The 17,908-nt window shown below is 68.4% G+C and carries 20 protein-coding genes; 8 read left to right on the top strand and 12 right to left on the bottom strand.

The features are described from left to right. Positions 1–107: 107 nt before the first annotated feature. Positions 108–2,126: an AsmA family protein gene (locus tag RZE77_RS21850; protein ID WP_319439245.1), complete on the top strand. Its 2,019-nt coding sequence runs from the start codon at positions 108–110 to the stop codon at positions 2,124–2,126. A gap of 27 nt (positions 2,127–2,153) precedes the next feature. Here RZE77_RS21850 and RZE77_RS21845 read toward each other — a convergent pair whose 3' ends face one another. The 3 genes from RZE77_RS21845 to gpmA form a co-directional block, all read right to left on the bottom strand. Continuing rightward, the gene (locus RZE77_RS21845) at positions 2,154–2,912 is read right to left on the bottom strand and encodes a HesA/MoeB/ThiF family protein (RefSeq protein WP_319439244.1); all 759 of its coding nucleotides are present in this window, start codon (positions 2,910–2,912) and stop codon (positions 2,154–2,156) included. Between the two features lie 26 nt (positions 2,913–2,938). Then, positions 2,939–4,381, bottom strand: a complete 1,443-nt coding sequence (locus RZE77_RS21840) for a S41 family peptidase (RefSeq protein ID WP_319433078.1) — start codon at positions 4,379–4,381, stop codon at positions 2,939–2,941. A gap of 103 nt (positions 4,382–4,484) precedes the next feature. After that, entirely contained in the window at positions 4,485–5,228 is a 744-nt protein-coding gene (gene gpmA, locus RZE77_RS21835) for a 2,3-diphosphoglycerate-dependent phosphoglycerate mutase (protein WP_015866877.1), read from the bottom strand. 105 nt (positions 5,229–5,333) lie between these two features. Here gpmA and RZE77_RS21830 point away from each other — a divergent pair, with 105 nt between their 5' ends. From RZE77_RS21830 to nadA, 6 genes are all read left to right on the top strand, one after another. Then, positions 5,334–5,717, top strand: coding sequence for a rhodanese-like domain-containing protein (locus RZE77_RS21830; RefSeq protein ID WP_405547645.1), 384 nt, complete (start codon positions 5,334–5,336; stop codon positions 5,715–5,717). 20 nt (positions 5,718–5,737) lie between these two features. Beyond that, on the top strand, positions 5,738–5,998 hold the full coding sequence (grxC, locus tag RZE77_RS21825) for a glutaredoxin 3 (protein WP_319439243.1): 261 nt from the start codon (positions 5,738–5,740) through the stop codon (positions 5,996–5,998). Between the two features lie 128 nt (positions 5,999–6,126). After that, positions 6,127–6,591, top strand: a complete 465-nt coding sequence (gene secB / locus RZE77_RS21820) for a protein-export chaperone SecB (protein WP_015866874.1) — start codon at positions 6,127–6,129, stop codon at positions 6,589–6,591. A 24-nt stretch (positions 6,592–6,615) separates the two neighbouring features. After that, positions 6,616–7,629, top strand: coding sequence for an NAD(P)H-dependent glycerol-3-phosphate dehydrogenase (locus RZE77_RS21815; RefSeq protein WP_319427384.1), 1,014 nt, complete (start codon positions 6,616–6,618; stop codon positions 7,627–7,629). A gap of 62 nt (positions 7,630–7,691) precedes the next feature. After that, positions 7,692–8,570, top strand: a complete 879-nt coding sequence (gene nadC / locus RZE77_RS21810; protein ID WP_319439242.1) for a carboxylating nicotinate-nucleotide diphosphorylase — start codon at positions 7,692–7,694, stop codon at positions 8,568–8,570. 8 nt (positions 8,571–8,578) lie between these two features. Beyond that, positions 8,579–9,703, top strand: a complete 1,125-nt coding sequence (nadA, locus tag RZE77_RS21805; RefSeq protein WP_319439241.1) for a quinolinate synthase NadA — start codon at positions 8,579–8,581, stop codon at positions 9,701–9,703. A 124-nt stretch (positions 9,704–9,827) separates the two neighbouring features. Here nadA and RZE77_RS21800 read toward each other — a convergent pair whose 3' ends face one another. The 7 genes from RZE77_RS21800 to RZE77_RS21770 form a co-directional block, all read right to left on the bottom strand. After that, positions 9,828–10,190 carry a 6-carboxytetrahydropterin synthase gene (locus RZE77_RS21800; RefSeq protein WP_319439240.1) on the bottom strand — a complete coding sequence of 121 codons (363 nt, stop codon included), beginning with the start codon at positions 10,188–10,190 and terminating at the stop codon, positions 9,828–9,830. Positions 10,191–10,207: 17 nt separating this feature from the next. Continuing rightward, the gene (gene queE / locus RZE77_RS21795; RefSeq protein ID WP_319439239.1) at positions 10,208–10,846 is read right to left on the bottom strand and encodes a 7-carboxy-7-deazaguanine synthase; all 639 of its coding nucleotides are present in this window, start codon (positions 10,844–10,846) and stop codon (positions 10,208–10,210) included. Next, positions 10,843–11,682: a pantoate--beta-alanine ligase gene (panC, locus tag RZE77_RS21790; protein WP_319439238.1), complete on the bottom strand. Its 840-nt coding sequence runs from the start codon at positions 11,680–11,682 to the stop codon at positions 10,843–10,845. The genes queE and panC overlap by 4 nt, the downstream gene beginning before the upstream one ends. A gap of 16 nt (positions 11,683–11,698) precedes the next feature. After that, positions 11,699–12,592, bottom strand: a complete 894-nt coding sequence (panB, locus tag RZE77_RS21785) for a 3-methyl-2-oxobutanoate hydroxymethyltransferase (protein ID WP_319439237.1) — start codon at positions 12,590–12,592, stop codon at positions 11,699–11,701. Between the two features lie 74 nt (positions 12,593–12,666). After that, positions 12,667–14,238 (bottom strand): L-aspartate oxidase, encoded by a 1,572-nt coding sequence (nadB, locus tag RZE77_RS21780; protein ID WP_319439236.1) that lies wholly within the window; start codon positions 14,236–14,238, stop codon positions 12,667–12,669. A 29-nt stretch (positions 14,239–14,267) separates the two neighbouring features. After that, positions 14,268–15,104, bottom strand: a complete 837-nt coding sequence (locus RZE77_RS21775; RefSeq protein ID WP_319439235.1) for a segregation and condensation protein A — start codon at positions 15,102–15,104, stop codon at positions 14,268–14,270. A 68-nt stretch (positions 15,105–15,172) separates the two neighbouring features. Next, positions 15,173–15,379: a DUF3460 family protein gene (locus RZE77_RS21770; RefSeq protein WP_319427375.1), complete on the bottom strand. Its 207-nt coding sequence runs from the start codon at positions 15,377–15,379 to the stop codon at positions 15,173–15,175. Between the two features lie 69 nt (positions 15,380–15,448). Between RZE77_RS21770 and RZE77_RS21765 the strand changes: the two genes are divergently transcribed. Beyond that, on the top strand, positions 15,449–15,931 hold the full coding sequence (locus tag RZE77_RS21765; protein ID WP_319433074.1) for an outer membrane protein assembly factor BamE: 483 nt from the start codon (positions 15,449–15,451) through the stop codon (positions 15,929–15,931). On the opposite strand, the gene RZE77_RS21760 is transcribed toward RZE77_RS21765, so the two are convergent. Beyond that, positions 15,928–17,601 carry a SulP family inorganic anion transporter gene (locus RZE77_RS21760; protein ID WP_319439234.1) on the bottom strand — a complete coding sequence of 558 codons (1,674 nt, stop codon included), beginning with the start codon at positions 17,599–17,601 and terminating at the stop codon, positions 15,928–15,930. The genes RZE77_RS21765 and RZE77_RS21760 overlap by 4 nt on opposite strands. Positions 17,602–17,670: 69 nt before the next feature. Beyond that, positions 17,671–17,895, bottom strand: coding sequence for a hypothetical protein (locus RZE77_RS21755; RefSeq protein WP_319439233.1), 225 nt, complete (start codon positions 17,893–17,895; stop codon positions 17,671–17,673). Between the last annotated feature and the right edge of the window lie 13 nt (positions 17,896–17,908).

Below are 17,908 nucleotides of genomic sequence, written 5' to 3'. Positions count from 1 at the left end.
CGCGTTCTGACGAAAGGACTGGCGAGGCCATTCCGTAGGCAATGCCTCACGGTTTCTGCGGCCCCTTGCCGACCCGCGGCGCGGCGCCGCGGATATATCCAGTTTTCATGGCAACGAATGTCCTTCGCAACCGGCCGCTCTGGCTCAAGCTGCTTGCGGCTTTGGTGCTGCTGCTTGCCGCACTGGCGTTGCTGCTGGCGTTCTTCCCATGGGACACCTTGCGCGAACCCGTCAATCGCTACGTCAGCGAGAAGACCGGGCGCAAGTTCGAGATCACGCGCCGGCTCGATGTGGGCATCGGGCTGCGCGGCGCCACCGTCAAGGCCGACGGCATCGAGTTTGCCAATCCGCCCTGGGCCCGCGATCCCTACCTGGTCAAGGCCGAGCGCGCCGAGTTCGACATTCGGCTCTGGCCCCTCATCACGCAGAAGGTCGTGATCCCGCGCCTGGCGCTTTCCTCGCCCACGCTGGGCCTGCAAATGGAGCCGGACGGCCGCCGCACCTGGGCGCTCGGCAAGGACACCTCGGATCCCGGCACCGTGCCCGTCATCGGCCTGATGCAGGTGGACGGCGGCGTGGTCGACTTCCTGGCCAAGCACCTGGGGGTGGACCTGCATGCGGACGTGAGCTACGACACCAGCCGCGGGGAGCTTCCCCTGAGCTTCCGCATCAAGGGCCGCTACAAGGGCCAGCCGCTGAGCGCCGAGGGCCGCACCGGCAACGTGCTGCAGCTCAGGGCGGCCGGCCAGCGGCCGTTTCCGCTGGAGGTCGATGGCGCGGCCGGCCAGACGCGGCTGAAGGCCTCGGGCACGGTGACCGACTTTGCCGACCTCGACGGCATCGAGGCCAGGTTCGATCTCAAGGGCCAGACGCTTGGCGCCTTGTTCCCGCTGCTGGGCATCGCGCTGCCCGAGACCTCTCCCTATGCACTGAGCGGCGACCTGCGCAAGCGCGGCAAGCTGTGGGAAGTGGCGGGACTCAAGGGCAGGCTCGGCCTTTCGGACATTGCCGGCGACATGCGCTTCGACAAGGCCGGCCAGGTGCCGCACCTGGCGGGGGAACTGCGCTCCAAGGTCATGGACATGGACGACCTGGGCCCGCTCATCGGCCTGCCGCCCACCGAGCGCTCGGCCAAGGCGGTCGAGGGCGTCGCGCCGCCACCCACCATCAAGCAGATAAAAAAGCGCGCTCCGGGCGCCAAGGTGCTGCCCGGCGCCACGCTCGACTTCGACCGCCTGCGCGCCATGAACGCCGACGTGAAGTACGCGGCCGACCGCATCCGCAACGTGCGCAACGTGCCGCTCGACCGCGGCAGCGTGCAGGTCAAGCTGAACAACGGCGTGCTTGCGCTCGACCCGCTCGACCTGGGCGTGGGCGGCGGCAAGCTGGCCGGCGCGATCCGCATCGACGCCACCCAGAACCCGGCCGACATCCGTGCCTCGCTCGACCTGCGCAACGTGCAGCTCAACCGCCTGGTGCCGAAGATCGAAACCATGCGCAGCAGCTTCAGCAGGCTCGATGGTCGCATCAACCTGTCGGGCCGGGGCAACTCGGTGGCCAGCTGGCTCGGCGGCGCCTCCGGGGACGTGGCCGCGCTCACGGGGCGGGGGCGGTTCAGCAACCTGCTGCTGGAGTTCATGGGGCTGGATGGCGCCGAGATCATCAAGTTCCTGCTGCGCGGCGACCAGAACGTGGAGCTGCGCTGCGCCGCCATGGCCTTCGACGTCAACAAGGGCGTCATGAGCAGCCGCAGCATGGTGCTCGACACCGCCGACACCGTGTTCTACGCCACCGGCCAGGCCAACCTGGCGACCGAAAAGCTCGACTTCGTGGTCCGGCCCGAGCCCAAGGACGCGAGCATCCTGTCGCTGCGCTCGCCGCTGGTCATCGGCGGCAGCTTCGGTGCGCCCACAGGCGGCGTGCAGGCCGGTCCGCTGGCCGAGCGTGGCCTGGCCGCGCTGGTGCTCGGTGCGCTCAATCCGCTGCTGGCGCTGGCCGCGACCATCGAGACCGGTCCGGGCCAGGATGCGGATTGCAAGGGCGTGCTGTCGGAGGCCCAAAAGCCCAGTGCCGGCGCGGCAGCCGCAGGTGCGGCCAAGGCAAAAGGCGCGAAGAAGAAGCCCTGACCGAACGGCGCCCTGAACGGCGCCCGCTCAGGCGCGCGCGCGCTGCGCGCAGACGTTGCAGTGCGGATCGCGTGCGATCTTCAGCGTATCGAAGGCGGTGCGCCGCCCGTCGAACATCAGGAGCTTGCCCGCCAGCGACGGTCCGATGCCCGCGAGCAGCTTCAGCGCTTCGCTCGCCTGCAGCGTGCCGATGGTGCCGACCACCGGGCCGAACACGCCGAGCACCGCGCAGAGCGTTTCCTCGAAGGCCGCGTCGGGCGGAAAGATGCAGGCATAGCAGGGCGAGGCTTCGTCGCGCGTGTCGTACACGCTCAACTGGCCGTCGAAGCGGATCGCGGCGCCCGCCACCAGCGGCTTGCCATGCGCCACGCAGGCGCGGTTGACCGCGTGGCGGGTGGCAAAGTTGTCGCAGCAGTCGACCACCACGTCCGCGGCCTCGACCAGGCGCGCAAGCAGCGCCTCGTCGGCCCGCAGGGCGTGCGTCTCGATGGCGATGTCGGGGTTGATGGCGCGCATGGCCTCGGCGGCCGATTCGACCTTGAGCCGGCCCACGCGGTCATTGGTATGGGCGACCTGGCGCTGCAGGTTGGTGAGATCGACCTCGTCGTCGTCCACCAGCGCGATGTGCCCGACGCCGGCGGCCGCGAGATAGAGCGCGACGGGCGAGCCCAGCCCGCCGGCACCGATGACAAGAACGCGACCGGCACCGACGCGCGCCTGCCCGTCGATGCCGAACTCCTCGAGAAGAATGTGGCGCGAGTAGCGCAGCAGGTCGTGATCGTCCATGCGCGCCTCGGCCCGCCTCAACGGCTTCAGTTTTCCTTCTTCTCTTCCTTGTTGTCGACGATGACCTGCGTCTTGCTGACCAGCACCGGCTGGCCCTTAAGGCGGTTGAGCGCCTGCATCAGCGGGAAGTCCTTGTCGGTGCCGAATTCGGGCACCTTGCGGTCCTGCGGCGGCTTCTTGGCTTCTTCCTCGAGGCGCTTGCGGGCTTCGTCACGGGCCTTTTCGCGTTCCGGGTCCTTCGTTTCAGGGCCCTGGCCGCTGGCCAGGTGCTTTTCGAGGTCGGCCTCGCGCATGCGCAGGGCGGCGAAGGGGCTGCCTTCGGCGCTTTCGTCGATCAGCACGTTGGGCACGATGCCCTTGGCCTGGATCGAGGTGCCGCTCGGCGTGTAGTAGCGCGCCGTGGTGATCTTCAGGCCCGTGTCCGGTCCGAGCGGGCGCACCGTCTGCACCGAGCCCTTGCCGAAGGTCTGGCTGCCCATGACGGTGGCGCGCTTGTGGTCCTGCAGCGCACCGGCCACGATCTCGCTCGCGGAGGCCGAGCCTTCGTTCACCAGCACCACCAGCGGCACGGTCTTGAGGGCCGCGGGCAGGTTGCGCAGCGGGTCGCTGCCGGAGCGGCGCTGGTAGAACTCGGGCGCCGCCTTGTAGACGGACTTGCTCTCGGCCAGCTGGCCGTCGGTCGACACCACCGTGACGTTCTCGGGCAGGAAGGCGGCCGAGATGGCGACGGCCGCGTCGAGCAGGCCGCCCGGGTCGTTGCGCAGGTCGAGCACCAGGCCCTTGAGGTTGGGCTCTTCCTTGTAGATGTCCTCGACCTTCTTCACGAAGTCGTCGACCGTGCGTTCCTGGAACTGCGACAGCCGGATCCAGCCGTAGCCCGGCTCCATGACCTTGCCGCGCACCGACTGGGTACGGATTTCCTCGCGCGTGATCGTGACCGGGAAGGTGCGGCTCTCGTCCTTGCGGAAGATGGTCAGCAGCACCTTGGTGTTGGCCTCGCCGCGCATGCGCTTGACGGCTTCGTTGAGCGACAGGCCGCGCACGGCCGTGTCGTCGATCTTGGTGATCAGGTCGTTGGGCTTCAAGCCCGCGCGGAAGGCCGGCGAGCCCTCGATCGGCGACACCACCTTGATGAGCCCGTCTTCCTGGGAAATCTCGATGCCCACGCCGACGAAGCGGCCGGTGGTGCCTTCCCTGAATTCCTTGAAGGACTTCTTGTCGAAGTATTGGGAATGCGGGTCGAGCCCGGCCACCATCCCCGAGATGGCGTCGGAAATGAGCTTTTTCTCGTCGACCGGCTCGACATAGTCGCTCTTGACCATGCCGAACACCGCGGCAAGCTGCTGCAATTCTTCGAGCGGGAGCGGCGCAAGCGAACCGCGTGCAACCGTCTGCAACGAGACGGTGGTCAAGACGCCGGCAACGGCGCCGGCGGCAACCCAGCCGGTAATCTTCAGTTTCTGACCCATCATGAGTGATTGTCCTTGTCGGCTGTCGAACCAATATACACAGCTTGGAAGCAAATTGCCTGCCGGGGTTCCACGGGGGAGCGCCGCCGAGGGGCTTTCTTTTTCAGCCCTTGCCCTGCGAGGCGACCGCTGCGGCGGCCTTTTCGGCGGCCGCGGCGTCGCCGAGGTAGTAGTGCCGCAGCGGCTTGAGCTCGTCGTCGAGTTCGTAGACCAGCGGAATGCCGTTCGGGATGTTCAGGCCGACGATGGCGTCGTCGGAGATGCCGTCGAGGTACTTGACCAGCGCGCGGATCGAGTTGCCGTGCGCCGCCACCACCAGGCGGCGCCCGGTGCGGATGGCCGGCGCCATCGACTCGTTCCAGAACGGCAGCACGCGCGCCACCGTGTCCTTCAGGCATTCGGTCAGCGGGACCTGCTCGGGCGACAGCTTGGCGTAGCGCACGTCGGAGCGCTCGCTGCGCGGATCGTCGGCTTCCAGCGGCGGCGGCGGGGTGCCGTAGCTGCGGCGCCAGACCAGCACCTGCTCGTCGCCGTACTTCTTGGCGGTTTCGGCCTTGTTCAGGCCCTGCAGGGCGCCGTAGTGGCGCTCGTTCAGGCGCCACGAATGCACCACGGGCAGCCAGGTGCGGTCGAGCTCGTCCAGCGTGTGCCAGAGCGTGCGGGTGGCGCGCTTGAGCACGCTGGTGTAGGCGACGTCGAAGTCGTAGCCCTCGGCCTTGAGCAGCCGGCCGGCCTGCTTGGCCTGCTCGATGCCGGTCTCGGTGAGGTCGACGTCGGTCCAGCCGGTGAAGCGGTTTTCGAGATTCCAGGTCGATTCGCCATGGCGGATCAGTACCAGTTTGTGCATGTGGGAAGCCTTTGGCAGCGCTTGGGAAAACCAGCATTCTAAAATCCCGGGTTTGCCATCCAAGGAACCCCCGTGAAATTGATCGAATTCGTCACCGCGAACTGGATGCTGATCCTGATCGCACTCAGCTCGGGTGGCATGCTGGCCTGGCCGCTCGTGCGCGGCGCCGGCGGCGGCACGCTCACGGCCCAGGGGGCGGTGCAGCTCATCAACCGCGAACGCGCGGTGCTGGTCGACGTGCGCGAACCCGAAGAGTTTGCCACCGGCCACATGATCGGCGCCAAGAACGTGCCCCTGAACCAGCTCGAGGAAAAACTGACCGGCGCGGTCAAGAACAAGAGCGTGCCGGTGCTGCTGGTGTGCGCCACCGGCGCCCGCGCCCAGCGCGCCGTGGCCATGGCCAAGAAACTCGGCTACGAGCAGGCCCAAGCGGTTTCCGGCGGCCTCAAGGCGTGGAAAGACGCTAACCTGCCCGTTGAAAAAGCTTAAGTCTTCCCAAGGTACAGCGTATGCAAGCCGTCAAGATGTACACCACCGCCTTCTGCCCGTACTGCGTTCGCGCCAAGCAGATCCTCAAGTCCAAGGGTGTCGATGAGATCGAAGAAATTCGCATCGACAGCGATCCCGCGGCCCGCAGCACCATGATGGAGATCACCCAGCGCCGCACGGTGCCGCAGATATTCATCGGCGACACCCATGTGGGCGGCTGCGACGACCTGGTGGCGCTGGACGGTCGCGGCGGCCTGGTTCCGCTCTTGCAGGGCGCCTGAAACACAAAGCAGCCGGGCGTCACGGAAGTGGTCCGGCCGCGGGGCGATAATCGCCTGCTCATTCATCTGCAGCCCGCTGCGGGAAGCTCTCCCCGGCGGGCATTGTTTTGATCCTCGAAAGTTCAGCCATGGCCGACCAGCAAGCCCAAGATCCCGTTTTCCAGATCCAGCGCGTCTACCTCAAGGACCTGTCGCTCGAACAGCCCAATTCGCCCGCCATCCTGCTCGAGCAGGAGCAGCCCACGGTCGACATCCAACTCGGCGTGGACGCCCAGCCGGTGGCCGAAGGCATCTTCGAGATCACCGTGTCGGCCACCGTGCAGACCAAGATCCAGGACAAGACCGTGTTCCTGGTCGAAGCCAAGCAGGCCGGCATCTTCGAGATCCGCAACCTGCCGGAAGACCAGATGGGCCCGATCCTGGGCATCGCCTGCCCCCAGATCGTCTATCCGTACCTGCGCGGCAACGTGGCCGACGTGATCCAGCGCGGCGGCTTCCCGCCCGTGCACCTGGCGGAAATCAACTTCCAGGCGATGTACGAGCAGCAGCAGGCGCAGGCCGCCGGCCAGCCCTCGCCGATCGTCACGCAGTAAAGCCGGCACAGCGCCGCAACGCCGATGAAGATCTGCGTTCATGGCGCCGGTGCCTGGGGCACGGCGCTGGCTGTCAATGCGGCGGGCCGCCACGAGGTCACGCTCTGGGCGCGCGATGCGGCCCAGGCCGAGGCCATTTCCAAGGCGCGCGAAAACGTCCGCTACCTGCCCGGCCTGGCACTGCCGCCCGCACTCACGGTGCGCGCCGGCGACCTGCACCAGGCCCGGGCGGGCGCCGAACTCGTCGTGGTGGCCACGCCCATGGCCGCCCTGCGCCAGCAGCTCATCGCCTTGCGCGGCACGACCGCGCCGGTGGCATGGCTGTGCAAGGGCGTCGAACCCGCGCTCGATGCTTCTTCGCCCACCTCCTACGGCCTGCTGGCCCACGAAATCTGGGGACAGGTTGCGCCTGAACTGATGGCCGGCGTGCTCAGCGGCCCGAGCTTTGCGCAGGAAGTCGCCGAAGGCCGCCCGACCGCGCTGGTGGCTGCAAGCCCCCATGCCGCAGTGCGCGAAGCGCTGGTCGAGGCATTCCACGGCCCGGCGTTGCGCGTCTATGCCAACGACGACATCGTGGGCGTGGAGGTCGGCGGCGCCGTCAAGAACGTGCTGGCCATTGCCACCGGCCTCTGCGACGGCCTGGCGCTCGGGCTCAATGCACGTGCGGCGCTCATCACGCGGGGCTTGGCCGAGATGACGCGCTTCGGACTGGCGCTCGGCGCGCGCGCCGAGACGTTCATGGGCCTTTCCGGCCTGGGCGACCTGGTGCTCACGGCCACCGGCGACCTCTCGCGCAACCGCAAGGTGGGCCTGTTGCTGGCCCAGGGCCACACGCTGGCGCAGGCCGTCGCTTCGCTGGGCCATGTCGCCGAAGGCGTCTATTGCGCACGTACCGTGGTGCAGCGCGCGCGCGGCCTGGGCGTGGAAATGCCCATCGCCGAAGGCGTGGTCGCGCTGCTCGACGGCCGGCTGAGTCCGCAGGAGGCGGTCGCCTCGCTGACCGGCCGCGATCCGGTGCCCGAGTCGGTGCGGCCCTAGGTGCGTCCGGGCCGCGTGCCATGACGATGAACTACACACAAGACTGAAGAGACAAGACCGCCATGAGCCTTCGCTTTGATTTTTCGGCGCCGGCCGTGGCCGCGCTGGCCCAGGCCGACGCGACCCGCGCCCTGCAGGAAGACGTGGCCGACGGCGACCTGACCGCTTCGCTGGTCGACCCCGGCCGCCGCGCCCAGGCCCGGGTGCTGGCGCGCGAGGCGGCCGTGCTCTGCGGCGCGCCCTGGGTCGAAGCCACGGTGCGGCAGCTCGATCCGCAGGCCCGCATCCGCTGGCTGTGCGGCGAAGGCGAGCGCTGCGCGGCCGACCAGACCGTGCTCGAGATCGAGGGCACGGCGCGCGCGCTGCTGACGGCCGAGCGCACCGCGCTCAATTTCCTTCAGCTGCTGAGCGCGGTCGCCACCAAGACGGCGCTTTACGCCGATGCGGTGCGCGGCACGCGCGCGCGCATCGTCGACACCCGCAAGACCCTGCCGGGCCTGCGCCTTGCCCAGAAGTACGCCGTGCGCACGGGCGGTGGCGTGAACCACCGCATCGGCCTTTACGACGCGGTGCTCATCAAGGAAAACCACATTGCCGCGGCCGGCGGCGTGGCCGCGGCGCTGCGTGCGGTGGCGCCGGTGGCGCAGCGCGCGGCTTTTGTCGAGGTCGAGGTCGAAACCCTGGCGCAGCTGCGCGAGGCGCTGGAGGCGGGCGCGCGCATGGTGCTGCTCGACAACATGGACCTGCCGACCCTGCGCGAAGCCGTCCGCATCAACGCCGAGGTCGGCGAGGACCGCAAGGCCGTGCTCGAAATCTCGGGTGGCGTGACGCTCGAGGGCCTGCGCACGCTGGCCGACACCGGCGTGGACCGCATCTCCGTCGGTGCGCTCACCAAGGACGTGAAGGCCATCGATTTCTCGATGCGTTTCCAGGAAGGCTGAGCGCGTCCATGGCTGCCCCTTCTTTCGTCATCGACGTCGACTACGAACAACCCGCGGCCGAGGCCGGCGCGGCCTGCGACACGCGCCACGCCTGGGCCCGCGTGCCGCCCGAGCCTTCGCAAGATGAGCGCATCGCGCTCAAGGAGCGCATCCGCCGCCTGCTGCGCGAGCGCAACGCGGTGATGGTGTCGCACTTCTACGTGCACCCCGACCTGCAGGACCTGGCCGAGGAAACCGGCGGCATCGTGAGCGATTCGCTCGAGATGGCGCGCTTCGGCCGCGACCATGCGGCGCAGACGCTGGTGGTGTCGGGCGTGCGCTTCATGGGCGAGACCGCCAAGATCCTCTCGCCCGAGAAGCGCGTGCTGATGCCCGACCTGGACGCCAACTGTTCGCTCGACCTGGGCTGCCCGGTCGACGAGTTCAGCGCCTTCTGCGACCGGCATCCCGACCGCACCGTGGTGGTCTACGCCAACACCAGCGCGGCCGTGAAGGCGCGCGCCGACTGGCTCGTCACCTCGAGCTGCGCGCTCGACGTGGTGAGCGCCCTGCATGCGCAGGGCCGCAAGATCCTCTGGGGCCCCGACCGCCACCTGGGCGACTACATCCAGCGCCAGACCGGTGCCGACATGGTGAGCTGGAACGGCGCCTGCATCGTGCACGACGAGTTCAAGGCGCTCGAGCTCGAGCTGCTCAAGAAGGCGCACCCGGCCGCGAAGGTGCTGGTGCATCCCGAATCGCCGACCGACGTGATCGCGCTGGCCGATGCGGTGGGCTCCACCTCGGCCATCCTGAACGCGGCGCAGCGCATGGACGCGAGCGAATTCATCGTTGCCACCGACACCGGCATGCTGCACAAGCTGCGCACGCTGAATCCCGGCAAGACCTTCATCGAGGCCCCCACGGCCGGCAACGGCGCCACCTGCAAGAGCTGCGCGCATTGCCCGTGGATGGCGATGAATGGGCTGGTGGAGCTGGCGAATGCGCTGGAAACGGGCGCGGGCGAAATTCACGTCGACCCGGCGCTGGGGCTGCGCGCGAGGGTGCCGATCGACCGGATGCTGGCGTTCACGGCGGGGCTGAAAAATGGCCAGCCGCCGGGGAGCCTGATCGCGGGCATCGGCGCGGCCTGACGTTTTATTCCCTCTCCCTCCGGGAGAGGGCTAGGGTGAGGGCAGCGGCCTCACAACATCGCGCGGCCCTCATTGCCGCTCACCCTCACCCCAACCCTCTCCCCGAGGGGAGAGGGAGCAAGATTCAGAACTCCAGCGTACAGCTGTCCCCCAGCGCCTCGCGCCACACGCGCACGCGCGCAAGCGAGGGCCTGAATTCCGGCAGCGCGTCCGCAATGAACAGGCACAGGTTCTCGAGCGTCGGTGGATGCAGCCCCGCCACGTCGTCGAGCAGGTGATGGTCGAGCTGCTCGCGCACATCCTCCAGCCGCCGGCGCAGCAATCCCAGGTCGACGACCATGCCTGTGAGGGGATCGCGCTGGCCGGCGAGCCAGACTTCGGCGTGGTAGGTATGGCCGTGGATACGGCGGCTGCCTTCGGCTTCGATCTCGCGCTTGAGCGTATGCGCGGCGTCGAAGAAAAAGCGTTGGCTGATGGTGAATCGCATCTGAAAAGTCTCCGCGCTCAGCGGATGCCGGTGATCTTGTGGGTCTGCACGCTGAGGCGCCAGGTCGGATGGCGCATGCATTCGGCAATGCACAGTTCGGTGTTGGCCACGCGGTCGGGTCCGTCCATCGGCTGCAGGAAGCGGTGCGTGAACTCGCCGGTGCGCGCCATGGTGTCGAGATCGAACTCGGCCTGCGGCCACACCAGCTTGAGTTCCTGGCCGCGCTGCTGCACCCAGGGTGCGCCGGCCTTGGGGCTGATGCAGAGCCAGTCGATGCCCTCGGGCGCGGCGACCGTGCCGTTGCTCTCCACCGCGATGCGAAAGCGGCGCGCATGCAGCGCGTCGACCAGCGCGGCGTCCACCTGCAGCAGCGGCTCGCCGCCAGTCAGCACCACCAGCCGGTGCTCGGCATCGTCGGCCGGCCATTGCGCGGCGATGGTGCCGGCCAGCAGCTCGGCGTCCTTGAACTTGCCGCCCAGCGTGCCGTCGGTGCCGACGAAATCGGTGTCGCAGAAACGGCAGACGGCCGTGGCGCGGTCTTCCTCGCGGCCGGTCCACAGGTTGCAGCCGGCGAAGCGGCAGAACACGGCCGGCATGCCGGCCTGGCCGCCTTCGCCCTGCAGGGTGTAGAAGATTTCCTTGACGCTGTAGGTCATGAGGGCATTGCGTCGATTTCGAGGTTGTCGATCAGCCGCGTGCCGCCCAGCCGCGCCGCGGCCAGCGCCACGAGCGGCTCGCCAGCCGAGGGCGCCTGCAGGTCGGAACGGCGCCGCAGCACAAGATAGTCCGGTTGCCAGCCGCGCTGCGCCAGCGCCTGCATTGCCCGTGCTTCGATCGCGGCCAAATCGCGTTCGCCGGCCTGCACGGCTTCGGCCATCGCCTTCAGCGCCTTCGAGAGCTGCACGGCTTCCGCGCGCTCGGCTTCGCTCAGGTAGCCGTTGCGCGACGACAGCGCGAGCCCGTCCTCCGCGCGGAAGGTCTCGCTGCCCACGATCTCGATCGGCATCGCGAACTGCCGCACCATGTGGCGGATCATCATGAGCTGCTGGTAGTCCTTCTTGCCGAACACCGCCACGCGCGGCTGCACGCACTGGAAGAGCTTCATCACCACCGTGCACACGCCGACGAAGAAGCCCGGGCGGAAATGGCCTTCGAGGATGTCGGCGAGTGCCGGGTCCGGGTGCACCTTGCAGGTCTGCGGCTCGGGGTAGAGCGCCTTCTCGTCGGGCGCAAAGAGCACGTCGCAGCCGGCCGTGCGCAGCTTCTCGCAGTCGCTGTCCCAGGTGCGCGGATAGGTGTCGAAATCCTCGTGCGGCAGGAACTGCAGGCGGTTCACGAAGATGCTCGCCACGGTGACATCGCCCAGCGGCTTGGCCTGCTTCACGAGGGCCAGGTGGCCCTCGTGCAGGTTGCCCATGGTGGGGACGAAGGCGGGGCGCTCGAAGGCGGCCAGGTGGCTGCGCAGCTCGGCGATGGTGTGTGCGATGTACATGGTCTCGGTTCCTTCCTTACCAGGCGTGGAGTTGGTCGTCGGGGAAGCTGCCGTCCTTGACGGCCTGCACGTAGGCCTTGAGGGCGGGCAGCACGCCCGGCGCGTCGGCCATGAAGTTGCGCACGAACTTCGGCATCTTTCCGAGGTTGATGCCCAGCATGTCGTGCAACACCAGCACCTGGCCGGCGGTGCCCTTGCCCGCGCCGATACCGATGGTGGCGCAGTGCTTCAGTTCGGCGGTGAGCTCGGCGGCCAGCGCGGCCGGCACCATCTCGAGCACCAGCATGGTGGCGCCCGCGTCCTGCAGCGCATGGGCCTGCTGCTTGAGCAGCGCGCCGGCGTCGCCCTTGCCCTGCACGCGGTAGCCGCCCAGCGCATGCACGGTCTGCGGCGTCAGGCCCAGGTGCGCGCACACCGGAATGCCGCGCTCGACCAGGAAGCGCACCGTCTCGGTGGTCCAGCCGCCGCCTTCGAGCTTGACCATGTGCGCGCCGGCCTGCATCAGCACCGTGGCGCTGAGCAAGGCCTGCTCGCGCGATTCCTGGTAGCTGCCGAAGGGCAGGTCGGCAATCAGCCAGGCCGTGCCCTGCACGCGGCGCAGGCCGCGCGAGACGCTGTCGGTGTGATAGCGCATGGTGTCCAGGCTCACGCCCACGGTGCTCGCAAGGCCCTGGCAGACCATGCCGAGTGAATCGCCGACCAGCAGGCAATCGATGCCGGCCGCATCGGCCATGGCCGCGAAGGTGGCGTCGTAGGCGGTGAGCATCGAGATCTTCTCGCCGCGCGCATGCATGTCGGCCAGGCGCGGCAGGCTCACCGGCTTGCGCGAGGCGGGCGTCGAAGCCGGCGGCAGCGTGCCGTAGGGCGAGGCTGGCGTGGTTTCCGGCTGTGGGGTGGTGGTGTTCGACATGGTTGGGTTTCTCCCTGCGGGCGTCGGTGGCCGGGCATCCTTGAATGAAGAAAAACGTGAAGAGCGGGTGGGTTTCAGTCCGCCGAGGGCACCAGCACGGTCGGTGCGGTCGGCTCGGCGAGCGAGGGATAGTCGCGGCTGAAATGCAGGCCGCGGCTTTCGTGGCGGGCCTGCGCGGAGCGCACGATCAGCTCGGCCACCTGCACCAGGTTGCGCAGTTCGAGCAGGTCGCGCGTGACGTGGAAGTTCGCATAGAACTCCTGGATCTCGGCCTGCAGCAGCGCAATGCGGTGGCTCGCGCGCTCCAGGCGCTTGTTGGTGCGCACGATGCCGACGTAGTCCCACATGAAGCGGCGCAGCTCGTCCCAGTTGTGGGAGATGACCACGGCCTCGTCGGCGTCGGTGACGCGGCTTTCGTCCCAGGCCGGCAGCTCGATGCGCTCGCGCGCCGGTGCCGCGGCAATGTCAGCGGCCGCGGCGCGCGCGAACACCATGCACTCGACCAGCGAATTGCTCGCAAGGCGGTTGGCGCCATGCAGCCCGGTGCAGGCGGTCTCGCCGATGGCATAGAGGCCGGGCAGGTCGGTGCGCCCGGCCAAGTCGCTCAGCACGCCGCCGCAGGTGTAGTGCGCGGCCGGCACCACGGGGATGGGCTCGCGCGTGATGTCGATGCCCAGCTCGGCGCAGCGCGCGAGGATGTTGGGGAAGTGTTCCTGGAGAAATGCCGGCGGCTGGTGCGAGATGTCCAGGTGCACGCAGTCCAGCCCGTGCTTCTTCATCTCGAAGTCGATGGCGCGCGCCACCACGTCGCGCGGCGCGAGTTCGGCGCGCTCGTCGTGCGTCGGCATGAAGCGCGTTCCATCGGGCAACTTGAGCAGCCCGCCTTCGCCGCGCACCGCCTCGCTGATCAGGAAGGACTTGGCATGCGGGTGGTAGAGGCAGGTCGGGTGGAACTGGATGAATTCCATGTTCGACACCCGGCAGCCCGCGCGCCAGGCCGCCGCAATGCCGTCGCCGGTGGCGGTGTCGGGATTGGTGGTGTAGAGGTACACCTTGCCCGCGCCGCCGGTGGCCAGGATGGTGTGCGGCGCGCGGAAGGCCAGCACTTCATCGGTTTCGTCGTCCAGCGCATAGAGGCCCACGCAGGCGGGATCCTTCAGGCCGAGCTTGTCGCCGGTGATCAGGTCGACCAGCGTGTGGTGCTCGAAGAGCGAGATGCTGGGCGTGCGGCGCACCTGCTCGATCAGCGTGCGCTGCACGGCCGCGCCGGTGGCGTCGGTCACGTGCACGATGCGGCGCTGGCTGTGGCCGCCTTCGCGCGTCAGGTGCAGGCCGCCGCCTTCCTCCGAGAACGGCACGCCGAGTTCGCGCAGCCAGGCGATGGCCTGCGGCGCGCCCTCGACGACGAAGCGCGTGGCCTCGGGGTCGCAGAGGCCGGCGCCGGCAATCAGCGTGTCTTCCACGTGGGCGTCGAAGCTGTCGCCCGCGGCCAGCACCGCGGCAATGCCTCCCTGCGCCCAGGCGCTGGAACCGTCGTTGAGCGCGCGCTTGGTCAGCACGGCCACGCGGTGCGTGGGCGCCAGGTGCAGCGCGGCGGAGAGGCCTGCGAGGCCGCTGCCGACGATGAGGACGTCGAAGTCGTGCACGGCGGAATTCTCGGAAGTAGGAAAGAGGCTCAGGCTGGCGAGTAGGCCAGCCGCACGTAGATCGGCGCGAAGGCCTCGGCCTGCGTGATGTCGATCAGCGTTTCCTTCGCGAGCTCGAGCATCGCGATGAAGGTGACGATCAGCACCGGCGCGCCGCGCGACACGTCGAACAGCTTCTCGAACTCGACGAAGCGCTGGCCCTGCAGGTGGCGCAGCACGATGCTCATGTGCTCGCGCACGTTGAGTTCCTCGCGCGAGATCTTGTGGTGCTGCACGAGCTTGGCGCGCTTCATGATGTCGGCCCAGGCGTCGCGCAGCTCGATCACGTTCACGTCGGGAAAGCGCGGCTTGAGCGACTGCTCGATGTAGACCTGCCCCTTCCAGAAGTCGCGCCCGTAGGTCGGCAGCGCGCTGATGGCGGCGGCCTGCAGCTTGGTCTGCTCGTACTCGAGCAGGCGGCGCACGAGTTCGGCGCGCGGGTCTTCGGCCTCTTCGCCGTCGGCCACCTTCTTGGGTGGCAGCAGCATGCGCGACTTGATCTCGATCAGCATCGCGGCCATCAGCAGGTATTCGGCCGCGAGCTCGAGGTTGGTCTGGCGGATCTCGTCGACGTAGCTCAGGTACTGCCGCGTGAGCCCCGCCATCGGGATGTCGAGGATGTTGAAGTTCTGCTTCCTGATCAGGTAGAGCAGCAGATCGAGCGGGCCCTCGAAGGCCTCGAGGAAGACCTGCAGCGCCTCCGGCGGGATGTACAGGTCCTTCGGCATCGCGAACAACGGCTCGCCATAGAGCTTGGCGAGCGCGACCTGGTCGACCACTTCGGGCATGCTGGCCACGAGCGTGTCGCTGTCCTCGTTGTCCTTCATCGGGTGTTTGCTATCATTTTAATAGCTATGCACGATGGCGGCGAACGATGGATGCCGGCTGGGCACCATTACTTGACTTGGGTCTGGTAGACGTACGGCTGCTGCGGCACGCGGGCTTCGCTGTACTCCTCGAGCAGGCTGCGGTCGAGGTGCTTGTCCCAGAGCAGGGCGCGGCCGGCACGCTGTTCGGCTTCCAGCGTCGGCTTCTTGGCTTTCATCTCCTCGATGAAGTTGGTGATCTCGGAGCTGTAGTGGGGGCGGCGGAAGATGGACATAGACTGGACCTTTGTGGCGCGAATTTTACCGGGGATGGGATGAAGCAGCGAAAACAGTGGCGGATCGGCATGGCGGCGGCACTGCTGGCGGGTGTGATCGGGCTTGCGGGCTGCGACAACCAGCGCATCAGCGAACTGGAGGAGGGCGTCTCCACCGAAGCCGATGTGCGCGCCAGGTTCGGCCAGCCCGAGAACATCTGGGACGCGCCGAACGGCCGCGTGTTCGAGTACAACCGCCAGCCGCAGGGCCAGAAGAACTACATGATCACCATCGGCGCCGACGGCAAGATGAGCGCGCTGCGCCAGGTGCTCACGCCCGAGAACTTCGCCAGGGTGCAGCCGGGCATGATGATGGAAGACCTGCGCAAGATGCTCGGCAAGCCCGCGAAGATCACGCCCTATGCGCTCAAGCGCGAGACCGAGTGGGAATGGCGCTGGGTCCAGCCGCCGAATTCGCCCATGGTGTTCACCGCCACGCTCAACGACGACCAGCGCGTGGTGCGCAGCGGCTCTTCGCCCGACCGGAGCACCGAGGCGAACTCCGGCTCCTAGTCCGCCGCATGCGGCTGGCCGCTCGTCAGTTCGTCGGCAAACCCCGAGCGCACGATCACCTCGAGCGGCTGCGGCTGCAGCGATTCCACCCGCAGCAGCCCGCCGCGCGCCAGCACCGCCCGGTGCAGCTGGCGCAGCGCATCGACGCCCGTGGCGTCCAGGTAGATGAGGTGCGTGGCGTCGAGTACAACGGTCATGCCGCGCGGCGCGCTTTCGGCCGCGTTGACGGCCTCGTCCAGCTTGGCCGCCGCCCCGAAGAACAGCGCGCCATAGAGCCGGTAGGTGAGCACCGGCGGCTGCATCGTGACCAGCTCGACGCTGAAGAGCCCGCTCATGCGCCGGATGAAGAGCGCGCAGGCCAGCACGATGCCCACCTGCACCGCCACGGTCAGGTCGAACACCACCGTGAGAAAGAAGGTGCCGAGCATCAGCAGCCGGTAGTGGCGGCTGAAGTGGCGCAGCTGCCCCGGCGTGAACTCGCGCCATTCGCCCATGTTCAGGCCCACGAAGACCAGGATGCCCGCCAGCACCGCGAGCGGCACGTGGCGCGCGAGCGGCGCGGCCAGCAGCACCACCACCATCAGCGTGAGCGCATGCACGATGCCCGCGATCGGCGAACTGCCGCCCGAGCGGATGTTGGTCACGGTGCGCGCGATGGTGCCGGTGGCCGGCATGCCGCCGAAGAAGGGCGTTACCACGTTGGCGATGCCCTGCGCCATCAGCTCCTGGTTCGGATCATGGCGCGGCTGGCCGCTGAGCTGGTCGGACACGCGCGCGCACAGCAGCGACTCGATCGCGCCCAGCAGCGCGATGGTCAGCGTCGGCGTGACCAGCTGCTTGACCGTTTCCCATGAGAAGTCGGGCAGCGCAAAGCCCGGCAGGCCTTCGGGAATGCCGCCGAAGCGCGTGCCGATGGTTTCCACCGGCAGCTCGAAGCCCCACGACACCAGCGTGAGCGTGACCAGCGCGACGATCGGCCCCGGCATGCGCGCGCCCACCTGCACCGCCCGCGTGCGCACCATGCGCCCCGCCAGCCGCTGCACCGCATGGCCGACCTTCGATTCACCGCTCAGCAGCAGCGGCCAGATCACGAGGCCGCCCAGGCACGCCAGCCCGAGCGCAAAGGCATAGGGGTTGAAGGTGCCGATCTGCAGCGCCATGGCATGCAGCTGCGAGAACACGTCCGCTGGCATCTTGGCGACCGTGAGCCCGAGCAGGTCCTTGAGCTGCGACAGCAGAATGAGCACCGCGATGCCGTTGGTGAACCCGACCACGATCGACAGCGGCACGAAGCGCACCAGCCGGCCGAGCCCGAACAGCCCCGCCGCGAACAGCAGCACGCCGGCGCAGGCGGTGGAAATCAGCAGGTTGGCCACGCCATAGCGTTCGACGATGCCGTAGACGATCACGATGAACGCGCCGGCCGGCCCGCCGATCTGCACCGCCGAGCCGCCCAGCAGCGAGATCAGCAAGCCCGCGATGATCGCCGTCCAGATGCCGGCCTCGGGCTTGAGCCCAGAGGCGATGGCAAAGGCCATGGCCAGCGGCAGCGCCACGATGCCCACCGTGGCGCCCGCTCCCAGGTCCTTGAAGAAGCGCTCCCGGCTGTAGCTCGCCATGGCGTCCAGCAGGCGCGGGCGGAAGCGGGTGATGTTCAGCGGTGACTGCATGTGGCGCCATTGTGACCCGCGCGCCGCGTGCGCAGGAAGGCTTGCGGGCAGCGCCGGGGCGCGGCCGGCTCAGTCGCTGTCGGGAATCACCGCATCGGCGGCCGCGCCCACGGCCTTGCCGGTGATGCGCGCGGTGCCGATGGCGGCATCGGCCGCGAGGCCGACCGCGCCGGCGCCCACGCTCACGGCAGTGCCGGCCACGGTGACCACGGCGCAGCCGCCCAGCAGCAGGGTGCCGGCGAGGCCGAGCGCCGCGAGAACGAAAGGTCGGAAGCGGGGGCGAGGGCTTTGCATGCGCGGATTTTGC

The organism is Variovorax sp. SPNA7 (assembly GCF_033807855.1).
GTDB classification, from domain to species: domain Bacteria; phylum Pseudomonadota; class Gammaproteobacteria; order Burkholderiales; family Burkholderiaceae_C; genus Variovorax; species Variovorax beijingensis.
This window is presented reverse-complemented; position numbering and strand designations above follow the sequence as displayed.

What these genes read in the sequence shown, in the direction of transcription:
- RZE77_RS21850 (WP_319439245.1), top strand. Translation starts at nt 108, where the DNA reads ATGGCAACGAATGTCCTTCGCAACCGGCCGCTCTGGCTCAAGCTGCTT.
- RZE77_RS21845 (WP_319439244.1), bottom strand. Translation starts at nt 2,912, where the DNA reads ATGGACGATCACGACCTGCTGCGCTACTCGCGCCACATTCTTCTCGAG.
- RZE77_RS21840 (WP_319433078.1), bottom strand. Translation starts at nt 4,381, where the DNA reads ATGGGTCAGAAACTGAAGATTACCGGCTGGGTTGCCGCCGGCGCCGTT.
- gpmA (WP_015866877.1), bottom strand. Translation starts at nt 5,228, where the DNA reads ATGCACAAACTGGTACTGATCCGCCATGGCGAATCGACCTGGAATCTC.
- RZE77_RS21830 (WP_405547645.1), top strand. Translation starts at nt 5,334, where the DNA reads ATGCTGATCCTGATCGCACTCAGCTCGGGTGGCATGCTGGCCTGGCCG.
- grxC (WP_319439243.1), top strand. Translation starts at nt 5,738, where the DNA reads ATGCAAGCCGTCAAGATGTACACCACCGCCTTCTGCCCGTACTGCGTT.
- secB (WP_015866874.1), top strand. Translation starts at nt 6,127, where the DNA reads ATGGCCGACCAGCAAGCCCAAGATCCCGTTTTCCAGATCCAGCGCGTC.
- RZE77_RS21815 (WP_319427384.1), top strand. Translation starts at nt 6,616, where the DNA reads ATGAAGATCTGCGTTCATGGCGCCGGTGCCTGGGGCACGGCGCTGGCT.
- nadC (WP_319439242.1), top strand. Translation starts at nt 7,692, where the DNA reads ATGAGCCTTCGCTTTGATTTTTCGGCGCCGGCCGTGGCCGCGCTGGCC.
- nadA (WP_319439241.1), top strand. Translation starts at nt 8,579, where the DNA reads ATGGCTGCCCCTTCTTTCGTCATCGACGTCGACTACGAACAACCCGCG.
- RZE77_RS21800 (WP_319439240.1), bottom strand. Translation starts at nt 10,190, where the DNA reads ATGCGATTCACCATCAGCCAACGCTTTTTCTTCGACGCCGCGCATACG.
- queE (WP_319439239.1), bottom strand. Translation starts at nt 10,846, where the DNA reads ATGACCTACAGCGTCAAGGAAATCTTCTACACCCTGCAGGGCGAAGGC.
- panC (WP_319439238.1), bottom strand. Translation starts at nt 11,682, where the DNA reads ATGTACATCGCACACACCATCGCCGAGCTGCGCAGCCACCTGGCCGCC.
- panB (WP_319439237.1), bottom strand. Translation starts at nt 12,592, where the DNA reads ATGTCGAACACCACCACCCCACAGCCGGAAACCACGCCAGCCTCGCCC.
- RZE77_RS21775 (WP_319439235.1), bottom strand. Translation starts at nt 15,104, where the DNA reads ATGAAGGACAACGAGGACAGCGACACGCTCGTGGCCAGCATGCCCGAA.
- RZE77_RS21770 (WP_319427375.1), bottom strand. Translation starts at nt 15,379, where the DNA reads ATGTCCATCTTCCGCCGCCCCCACTACAGCTCCGAGATCACCAACTTC.
- RZE77_RS21765 (WP_319433074.1), top strand. Translation starts at nt 15,449, where the DNA reads ATGGCGGCGGCACTGCTGGCGGGTGTGATCGGGCTTGCGGGCTGCGAC.
- RZE77_RS21760 (WP_319439234.1), bottom strand. Translation starts at nt 17,601, where the DNA reads ATGCAGTCACCGCTGAACATCACCCGCTTCCGCCCGCGCCTGCTGGAC.
- RZE77_RS21755 (WP_319439233.1), bottom strand. Translation starts at nt 17,895, where the DNA reads ATGCAAAGCCCTCGCCCCCGCTTCCGACCTTTCGTTCTCGCGGCGCTC.